This is a genomic window from Blautia sp. MCC269 (assembly GCF_018785655.1).
Taxonomy (GTDB): domain Bacteria; phylum Bacillota; class Clostridia; order Lachnospirales; family Lachnospiraceae; genus Blautia_A.
This window is the reverse complement of the sequence record NZ_WQQE01000045.1, coordinates 1-10,031: the sequence shown is the minus strand read 5'-3', so window position 1 is coordinate 10,031 and position 10,031 is coordinate 1. Positions and strand designations below refer to the sequence as shown.

The window sequence follows — 10,031 nt, the reverse complement described above, 5'->3', positions numbered from 1 at the left end:
TTTTAACACAGGAGATTACTTATATCTAAAGATCTTCCCTCCCCCTGCATAGCAGGGGGTTTATTTTTACTGTCACACAATTAAAACGGCGGAAAGCACTGCTCTCCGCCATTTTTCTCTACATTATTTTACTGTAATTGTACAGGTAGCTTTCTTACCAGATTTCAAAACAACTGTGATCGTAGATTTTCCTTTTTTCTTTCCAATAATTTTGTACTGATTTGTTTTAACTTTCTTTATCGTTGCGATAGTTGTCTTACTGCTTTTAATAGACTTAATGGAATCACCTTTCGCAAGATTAGTAATACTTAATGTGTAAGATTTATTTCTTCCGATCGTCTTCTTGGTTGCAGAAAGTTTAATTGTAGGCTTTAATTTTGGAATAGTCTGTGTTTTTTTACTTCCACATGATTTGCAACTACATACCTTTTTACCTGTTGCAAAAACAGTTGCTGACTTCACAGTTTTCCATTTTCCATATGTATGTTTATGTACTGGCTTAGCTGCTAATTTGAACTCCGTGTTAATATAAGGACAATCAAAAGATGCCCAATCACTAAGCAATGTGCCATCAGAATAGCATGGTGCATTTACAATATACACAGAATATTTACCCGGTTTCGCAGTAGCTGTATTCCAGGAAATATACCCACTGTAAGTATCTTGTCCAGAAAGAGATACCTTGTTTTGTTCGCTTATATATACGATGTCTGAATTAGCATTAAAAACAGAAACTATTGGTTTTGTATAATAATATTTCCAAGTATCCCTTGCATAAAATTTAATGTATAATTTTTCGCCCTGTGTAATTACATCATTTTCTCGAGGTGCAACTCCTGTAAGATAACGAGTATCTGAAGAGTATTTCCCCATCTCAACAATATTATCTTCTATAGAGTTGGCTAATCCTGCGGGAACATTATTGTTTAATAACCGAGTATTTTGATTTTCAATAACATGTTCAACCTTTTGCGCTGTTGCACTAATTTCTTTTTTTTCTGCAACATTCTTCGCCATAACCGGAATTGAAAATGCAAATACAAGCATTATACCAAATAGCAGTATTCCCAGTTTCCTTTTCATTTGTTTCATAAAAAATCCCCCTTTTATTATATTGTGTTATATTTCACACTTTTTTCACAATTTCTTATATACCATATTATATTTGCAATCGCAAAGATATTCTAGAGCAAAATAATATTTTATGGTTATTGTATGATTTCCTCCTTGTTCTTTATTTACGAACCATAAATCCTATGCTATTATAATTATCTAATCTCTGTTTGATTGCTATCTATCCCTTTTTGGAAAGGAAGTCTTTGTATGCAGGACAATCTGTCTCTTTATCATATTTTTTATACGGTTGCTCGCACAGGCAGCATCTCTCACAGCTCCCGAGAACTTTATATCAGTCAGCCGGCTATCAGCAAGGCGATCCAGAAGTTGGAACAGAATCTCGATACTATTCTTTTTAAGCGCAGTTCCCGGGGTGTTACTTTGACTCCGGACGGCGAACTTCTCTTTGAGAAGGTAAAAGAAGCTCTTTCCCTTCTGGATGAGGGAGAAAATTCCATTCGCCACAACCGCTCCCGGGACATTCCCAAACTCCGCCTAGGTGCCAGCTCCACCTTAACCAGATATGTACTCCTTTCCCATCTTGAGAAATATATCTCTCGTTTTCCTCATGTACGCATCACCATTTCCTGCCAGTCTACTTATCAGACGCTGCAGCTTCTGGATGAGGAAAAAATTGATCTGGGGCTGATCGGACGGCCACAGAAGCTTCGCGGATATTATTTTCATCCCCTCTTAAAAATCCGGGATACTTTTGTCTGTACACAGCAGTATCTGGAAAATCAGAAAAAACTCTATCCTGATGAACCGCTGATCCAGGCGGCGACTTTCATGATGCTGGATGAGGATAATATTACCCGTCAGACTGTAAACGCACAGCTGAAAGAACATCATGTGGAGCTGAGTCATATTCTGGAAGTATCAACCATGGATCTTTTGATCCAGTTTGCGGAGATTGGTCTTGGAATTGCCTGTGTGATTCGGGATTTTGTAAAAAAGGAATTGGAAGAAGGAACACTGGTGGAAGTACCGGTAGGATTTTCTTTTCCACCTCGTGAGATCGGATTTGTATGCAGACAGAAAGATGTGGATATGGATTTAATTATGCCGTTCTTTTGGGAGGACAAGGGAATTAAGTAAAAAATTCAAATAAATACTACAAAAAACCATCTGATCATAATGACCAGATGGTTTTCTTCATAGTAGCCAGTAACAAAAAAGTTTCATGCCACTATATTACAAGTGTAACTTTTTTGACTCAAACTCCGCTTCGCTTCGTTCGAGTAGCGCAAAATTTATTGCTTTGCAATAAATTTTGCTTAGTTGTTGATAAGCTTATCCTCGCCGTTCCAGCTATAGAGTTTACGGATCTCCTCGCCGACTTTCTCAGACTGATGCTCAGAAGCTAATTTTCTCATAGCCTTGAAGTGTACCTGTGCACCTGCATCGGACATGTCGAGTAAGAACTCTTTTGCGAATGTACCATCCTGGATATCGGAAAGAACTTTCTTCATTGCTTTCTTTGTATCCTCTGTGATGATCTTCGGTCCTGTGATGTAATCGCCGTACTCAGCTGTGTTGGAGATAGAATATCTCATTCCAGCGAATCCTGACTGATAGATCAGGTCAACGATCAGTTTCATCTCATGGATACACTCGAAGTATGCGTTTCTTGGGTCATAACCAGCCTCAACAAGTGTTTCGAAACCAGCCTGCATAAGTGCACAAACACCACCGCAAAGTACAGCCTGCTCACCGAAGAGGTCTGTCTCTGTCTCTGTACGGAATGTTGTCTCAAGAACACCAGCTCTTGCTCCGCCGATTCCAAGTGCATATGCAAGTGCGATATCCTGAGCTTTACCTGTAGCATCCTGCTCTACAGCGATCAGACAAGGAACACCTTTACCAGCCTGATACTCGCTTCTTACTGTATGTCCAGGTCCTTTTGGAGCGATCATTGTAACATCAACATATGCTGGTGGTTTGATGCATCCGAAATGAATGTTGAAACCATGAGCGAACATAAGCATGTTGCCTTCCTCAAGGTTTGGCTCGATGTCTTTCTTATAAAGTGCAGCCTGTTTCTCATCGTTGATCAGGATCATGATGATATCTGCTTTCTTAGCTGCCTCTGCGGATGTATATACTTCGAAGCCCTGCTCCTCAGCTTTTTTCCAGGATTTGCTTCCTTCATAAAGACCGATGATTACGTTGCATCCAGACTCTTTAAGGTTCAGTGCGTGTGCATGTCCCTGGCTTCCGTATCCGATAATCGCAATTGTCTTACCATCTAATAATCCGAGATTACAGTCTTCCTGGTAAAAAATCTTATTTGCCATTTTGCTTTCCTCCTCTGATGTTCATCACATCTTCTTCATAAAAATTATTTATCGTTAAGAGAGTGGCTGCTCTCCTAGCAAACATATGTAAAAAATTTACAGGTAACGGACATCGTCACTGCCTCGTGACAGACCTGTGATTCCTGTTCTTGCAAGCTCAAGGATCTCATAGTCAGCCATCAGCTCCACAAACGCCTTCAGCTTGTTCTGGCTTCCGGTCATCTCCATAATAAGAGAATCCTTACTTACATCCACCACCTTGGCACGGAAGATATCTGCAACAGAAAGAGCTCCCTGTCTCTGTTCCGGCTTCACAGCAACCTTGACGAGCATCAGCTCACGGGCAACGCTGTCGTCCTGTTCAAGGACCTTAACATCCCGTACATCTTCCTGCTTCGCCAGCTGTTTGGTAATCTGCTGGAGCATCTGATCATCTCCCTCACAGACAACTGTCATACGGGAATATCTCTGATCTGCAGTCACTCCTGCGGTAATGCTGTCAATATTATATCCACGGCGGCTGAAAAGACCAGCCACACGGCTAAGGACTCCGGAGGTATTATCCACAAGGATGGATAGTATTCTCTTTTCCATAATACACCTGCTTTCAACACTTTTATGTATAGAAAACCGACTTCGTCAGTTAACGCTTTAATCTAATAAACCCTTGCTTTCTTACCATTATAACAACTTCGAAAATTTTGTCAATCAAAATTTCCTGCAAAATTCCTTCAGGATGATAAGAAATGTTTTTATCCTCAGATCAGATATTTTTTCTTAAGCTCCTCGGATGCCTTTGGTGTCAGATAGAGTTTTTTCCGAAGGAATCTTTCAATTCCTCCGTTTTCTTTTTCGATGACATCAAAAACTGTATTGATATAAGACTCCTTCACCTGATAGAAGGCTTTCAGATCTGCAAGCTTTCGGCTGTTTTCCGGCCAGTCTGCCCGGTAAAGCCTGCGCATATATTTCAGTTCATCTTCCAGACATGAATTCGACCGCATATAATCCCTTCGTATCGTTTCCTTAGGTACACCCAAAGCAAAGAGCAAAAGTGCTGTTCCGACTCCTGTCCTGTCTTCTCCTGTGGTACTGTGAAAAACAACGGCTCCATTCTTTACATGAAGCAATACATCCAGAAAGCGCGCGTATTGTTTCAGGGAATATTCATCTGTAATAAGGCTTCGGTACCGTTCCCTCATATACCGTTCTCCATCTCCGTAGCAGGACATCACACGTTCAAAAAAGCTGTTTCCGCTGCGTTCTTCATCACGGATCGGAATATGATAATACTCTACTCCTGCCATAATATCATCCGGTTTTTTCTTTACTTCCGCCGCAGACCGGAAATCGATCACTGTTTTGACATTATATTCTTCTGAAAGAATCCTGGTATCTGCTATGGAAGCATGATAAATCTCACCACTACGCAGAAGTTTTCTGGGAAGAATGTGCAAACCATCTTCGGTCATCAAAGCACCCAGATCTCTCGTATTTGGAAGATTCTGAAGCGGAAGCCTGCTTCCTTTTGGAAAACCAACTGCAAGATCCGGATTCAGTACTTTCAGAAGCCGGAGACAGTCCTGTACTTCCTGTTCTGTCATATCAAATTTATAACGTTTCTGACGCCTGGTTATAATTACCAGATAGTTGATGATCAGCTGTTTTTCACCGGTTTTATCTGCTCCTTCCCGGCGCATATACGCCCAGAGGATATCCTTACACGGAAGACTGTTAAGCATCATATGTCTGGTAAATACAAAAAAGCCGTCTTCGATCCGTATTTTTCCGTATCTCATTTTTTCTTTCTCCTTCTCAACCCCTGTGCTGCTTTTTTGCAACACTTTTTATCATACCAGAATTTTACAGTCCCGTATACCTCGTTTGACAATTTTCGAGGATTCGATATAATAAATGAAGATATTTTACCTCAGGGAGGCTTTCTTTTTATGGACAATCTTATTTTCTGTCTCAATGTTACCGTGCCCATCTTTCTCACCCTGCTCCTCGGGTATTTTTTCCGTAGGATCGGACTTTTTGATGAAGCATTTGTCAACCGCATGAACAAATTCGTGTTCGTCATCCCACTGCCCGCCCTTTTGTTCCAGGATATCGCCAAGATCGATATCTATGAAGCGTGGGATTCCAAAATGGTGATCTTCTGTTTTCTGATCACCTCCCTCAGCATCATGATTTCCGTATTCCTGTCCCGGCTCCTTCATCCATCTGATATCCGGGGCGAGTTTATCCAGGCATCTTACCGCAGCAGCGCCGCTATTCTGGGCATTGCAGTTATCCAGAATCTTTATGGAAACGCAGGCATGGCACCGCTGATGATCATTGCAAGTGTACCTCTTTATAATGTGATGGCCGTTGTAGTTCTCTCTGTCTTTAAACCGGATCAGGGAAAGCTGGATGGAACTGTTCTGAAGCGTACTTTAAAAGGCATTGTCACCAATCCCATCATTCTCGGTATTGTTGCCGGTACACTCTGGTCTCTTCTTCGCCTTCCGTTTCCGAAGATCCTGGACTCTACCGTAGGCAATCTTGCCAAAACTGCTACTCCTCTTGGTCTCATGGCCATGGGTGGATCTCTTCATTTTGGGAAAGTTTTTTCCAGGCTCAAAGCATCCGTCGCCTGTACCTTTATGAAACTGATCGGTTATGAAGCTCTTTTTCTGCCCCTTGCCATCCGATGCGGTTTTACAAAGGACAAACTGGTTTCCATTATCATTATGCTGGGATCTGCCAGTACAGTTACCTGCTTTGTCATGGCAAAAAATATGGGACATGAAGGCTCTTTTTCTTCGGGAGTTGTGCTTCTCACCACACTGTTCAGTGCCTTTACCCTGACAGTCTGGCTGTTTCTCTGCAAAAGCCTGGGGCTGATCTGAACACTATCATAACGCAAAAATGCCGTGGAAATGTACATAAAACATTTTCCACAGCATTTTTTATTTTCAGATCAGCTTCAGATATCTCAATCCATCCCGGATTCCGTAATGGAACATATCGGACGTAACATAGTCTGCCAGTTCCTTGATCTTCGGGGAGGCATTTCCCATGGCAACTTTTGTTGCAGCGTATTCAAACATAGCCAGGTCATTGTTGCTGTCTCCAAAAACAATGGTATCTTCCCACGGAATGTCAAACAGGCGGATCACTGCCGCGATTCCCACCGCCTTGTTAAATCCTTTTGGCACAAGTTCAATGGTATTTCCAACAAATGAACTGCTGCCCTCATGACGAATGATATCATAGTATTCTGACAAAATGGACAACGCAGCCTCTGCATCACATCCTGCGGTCATTTTTGCACTGATCTTATTGATCCGCATGCAGTCCTCATTTCCACGGATCGGTCTCCATTTATCGCCCAGAGATTCTGTGATCAGACTGGCATACCAGTTTACTTCATCGGTATACTCCTCTTTATCATAGTACATGAAATCCGCGCCTTCCATTACCGGAATCAGCCCATATTTTCTCAAAACCTCCACGGAAAGTTTTGCAACCTCCGGTGTCATCTCTTTGTTAAAAAGTCTCTTCCCGTCTTTCTCAATGGTCGATCCACAGGCACTGATCATTCCGGTAAAAGGAATCTGCTCCAGATACCAGGAGACAAAAGCCCGGCTTCTTCCTGTGCAGAGCCATGCTTCATGTCCATTATCTACCAGCGAACGGATGGCTTCAATGGCACTGTCCGGCACGCCTTTTTTCATATCGCAGACAGTTCCGTCTGCATCAAAAAATACTGCTTTTCTGCTCATTTTCATATCCTCCGCTCTTATCTGTAAAATACTTTTGCCGCACGGATCAGACTTTCCGTATCTTTCACTCCGGCTGTCTCATAAGCGGAATGCATGGCCAGCTGAGGAAGGCCGATATCTACCGTATTCATAGCTGCCTGAGTGTTGGAAATATTTCCCAAAGTAGATCCGCCGGCAATATCGGAACGGTTCACAAATGTCTGATATGGCACCTCTGCTTCTCTGCAGAGTTCCTTGAAAATCGCTGTGGAGATCCCATCGGTACAATATTTCTGATTGGCATTATATTTGATCACGATTCCACCGTTCATCACCGGACGGTTTACAGGATCTGCCTTGTCTGTATAATTCGGATGAAGCGCATGTGCATTGTCCGCAGAGATCATAAAACTCTCCGCAAGGGCCATCAGATAAGTTTCCTGATCTCCCCCAAGGGCCAGATTGATCCGAAACAGCACATCTTTAAGGAATGTGGATGCTGCTCCCTGCTTTGTGGTACTGCCCACTTCTTCGTTATCCAGTACACAGTGGACTGTAATATTTTTCTTCTTATCTGCCTGGAGAAAACCTTCCAGTGAAGCGAAAGCACACTGCAGATCATCCAGTCTTGGGCTGGAAACAAACTCATTCCGGGATCCCCAGATTGTTCCGGGCATCCGGTTATAAAGAAACAGGTCATGACCCAGAATATCCTCCGGACGTACCTCGGCCTCTTCCGCCAGCATCCGCATGAAGTTTCCTTTTTCACCATTGCCACTGTACAATGGAAGCATATCTTTCTGGACATTGTAATGATAGCCTCCGTTAATATCCCGGTTCATATGGATGGCAAGACTTGGGATCATGACAAGATCCCGGTCAATATTTACAAGTTTTTCCAGGATTTTCCCATTTTTGCGGATGATCATGCGGCCAGCCACAGAAAGAGGACGGTCAAACCAGGTAGACAGGATCATTCCTCCGTACCGCTCCACATTCAGTTTCACATACGCTCCGTTTACAGACATCTCCGGGTTTTCTTTTATCTTAAAAGACGGGGAATCGCTGTGGCTTGCAATGATATGATATCTTCTGCAGTCATTGACTGGAATGGAAAATCCGATGATCGCAGAATGATTTCTCATGACAAAATATTTTCCGCCTTTTTCCAGGTTCCAGCTCTCCTCCTCTTTCAGTTCTGTAAAGCCTTCCTCCAGAAAACGTCTTCTTGTCTCTTCTGCTGCCTGAAAGGCTGTAGGGCTTTTGCTGATAAATTCCAGCAGTTTCTCTGTTGTCTCTTCGTACATAGTATTTCTCCTCTGTCCGGCCCGGATCGCCGGACCGTTTTGCTATTGCCCATTATACGGCAAAACTTTTTTCAGAGCAATACTTTTACCCCAGCACCTGAAAGATCCAGGATACCACAGGAAGGGTCAGGACAGAACATAATGTAGTAACCACAATTCCTCCCATTGCATAATCTCCATCCGATCCGGAAGCATTTGCCATCATTACCACCGATGACATCACAGGCATGGCAGAAGTCAGCGCCATAGTCATCCGGATATCCGCCGGAATATGTACAAAGCCTAACAGGATATAAAAAAGCACTGGAAATACCAGCATTTTTATCAATGTGATTCCATAATAATCCGGTTTCCTGATAAAGCTCAGCACATCAATGCAGGCAAAAACACCTCCCAGATAGATCATTGCCAGCGGTGTTGCCGTCGCCCCCATCTTCTGAAGTGCCGTATTTAAAACAAGCGGAATCCGGATTCCTGTCAACACGCAGATCAGTGCCAGAATAATGGCAACTGTCACAGGGTTGATCAGTTTTTTCGGATTAAAAGCCCCGCCTTCTTTTTCTGAGGAAGTCAGCTTTACTCCCAGAGTCCATAACATTAACTGATCAATGATTGTAAAAACAGCCATATACAGCATTCCTTTTTCCGGATATATGCTGACAACAATAGGAATTCCCATAAATCCCACATTTCCAAATACAGTCATTGCGCGGTATAGCTGCAGATGTTCTCCCTGAAGACGAAATACTTTTCCGGATAAAGTGCCCAGGATCAGCAGGCACACGTACATCACTGCCGCTATCCCAAGGATGGACAGGGAAGAAAAAAACGTCTGCCGATCCACTCCGTTTACCGTATTGATAAAAATCATCACCGGCAGTGACAATTTGATCACTACTTTTGAAATAATCTCCAGATTCTCCCGTGTCAGTACTTTTGTGCGAATCAGGATCACGCCTGTGATAATGTAGATCACAAACATTCCGATCTGCTGTAGTAAAACTGTTAATGTGTTCATTTTTCAATTCCCCTCTTTTGCTCTGTTGCGTGACATCCTCCCCCACCTATAGAGGTGAGGGCTTCCCAGCCTCGGCAAGTTTGGTTCTCGTTCGATAGCACTACTGTGCTAAGCATAAGCGAGCTATCCCCGTGTGTCCCACGGTTGTGTTATGTTATTTAAGGTCATCCAATTACCAAACGCATTCCCTCATTTCTGATATTTATCGCTGCATTTACATCTCTATCATGATGGGTTCCACATTGCGGGCAATCCCACTCTCTCAGGGCAAGATTTTTCGTTTTTGCATTTTTGTAACCACAAACAGAACAGGTCTGGCTGCTTGCAAAAAATCTATCCACCTTCACAAGCTTCTTACCCTGTTTCTCCAGTTTGTATTTCAAAAATGTTGTGAACATTCCCCAGCCGTTATCTGAAACAGATTTTCCAAAATTCAGCGACTGTGACATTGCTTTCATATCCAAATCTTCTATACATACACAATCATAAGCATTGGCTATCTGCCTTGACTGCTTATGCAGGAAGTCTTTTCTTTGATTGGAAA

The 10,031-nt window shown here is 42.7% G+C and carries 10 protein-coding genes; 2 read left to right on the top strand and 8 right to left on the bottom strand.

Annotated features, from left to right (window positions below; all coding sequences use genetic code 11):
* Positions 1–123 precede the first annotated feature (123 nt).
* Positions 124–1,092, bottom strand: coding sequence for a hypothetical protein (locus GPK88_RS15175; protein ID WP_173772668.1), 969 nt, complete (start codon positions 1,090–1,092; stop codon positions 124–126).
* 231 nt (positions 1,093–1,323) lie between these two features.
* On the opposite strand from GPK88_RS15175, the gene GPK88_RS15170 reads away from it, so the two are divergent.
* Positions 1,324–2,214, top strand: a complete 891-nt coding sequence (locus tag GPK88_RS15170; RefSeq protein ID WP_173763219.1) for a LysR family transcriptional regulator — start codon at positions 1,324–1,326, stop codon at positions 2,212–2,214.
* 179 nt (positions 2,215–2,393) lie between these two features.
* On the opposite strand, the gene ilvC is transcribed toward GPK88_RS15170, so the two are convergent.
* From ilvC to GPK88_RS15155, 3 genes are all read right to left on the bottom strand, one after another.
* Entirely contained in the window at positions 2,394–3,413 is a 1,020-nt protein-coding gene (gene ilvC, locus GPK88_RS15165) for a ketol-acid reductoisomerase (protein WP_173763218.1), read from the bottom strand.
* 96 nt (positions 3,414–3,509) lie between these two features.
* Positions 3,510–4,007, bottom strand: coding sequence for an acetolactate synthase small subunit (gene ilvN, locus GPK88_RS15160; RefSeq protein ID WP_015526774.1), 498 nt, complete (start codon positions 4,005–4,007; stop codon positions 3,510–3,512).
* A 164-nt stretch (positions 4,008–4,171) separates the two neighbouring features.
* Complete coding sequence (locus tag GPK88_RS15155; RefSeq protein WP_173763217.1) at positions 4,172–5,212, bottom strand: tyrosine-protein phosphatase; 1,041 nt, start codon at positions 5,210–5,212, stop codon at positions 4,172–4,174.
* Positions 5,213–5,362: 150 nt separating this feature from the next.
* Here GPK88_RS15155 and GPK88_RS15150 point away from each other — a divergent pair, with 150 nt between their 5' ends.
* A complete protein-coding gene (locus GPK88_RS15150) occupies positions 5,363–6,307 on the top strand; it encodes an AEC family transporter (protein WP_173763216.1) in 945 nt (314 codons plus the stop codon).
* 66 nt (positions 6,308–6,373) lie between these two features.
* Here GPK88_RS15150 and GPK88_RS15145 read toward each other — a convergent pair whose 3' ends face one another.
* The 4 genes from GPK88_RS15145 to GPK88_RS15130 all read right to left on the bottom strand — a co-directional run.
* A complete protein-coding gene (locus GPK88_RS15145) occupies positions 6,374–7,183 on the bottom strand; it encodes a Cof-type HAD-IIB family hydrolase (RefSeq protein ID WP_148448595.1) in 810 nt (269 codons plus the stop codon).
* A gap of 17 nt (positions 7,184–7,200) precedes the next feature.
* On the bottom strand, positions 7,201–8,469 hold the full coding sequence (locus GPK88_RS15140; protein WP_173763215.1) for a M18 family aminopeptidase: 1,269 nt from the start codon (positions 8,467–8,469) through the stop codon (positions 7,201–7,203).
* Positions 8,470–8,554: 85 nt separating this feature from the next.
* Positions 8,555–9,487 (bottom strand): AEC family transporter, encoded by a 933-nt coding sequence (locus tag GPK88_RS15135; RefSeq protein ID WP_173763214.1) that lies wholly within the window; start codon positions 9,485–9,487, stop codon positions 8,555–8,557.
* A 164-nt stretch (positions 9,488–9,651) separates the two neighbouring features.
* Positions 9,652–10,031: RNA-guided endonuclease TnpB family protein (locus GPK88_RS15130; RefSeq protein ID WP_215708003.1), on the bottom strand; the 380-nt coding region annotated here is incomplete at its 5' end.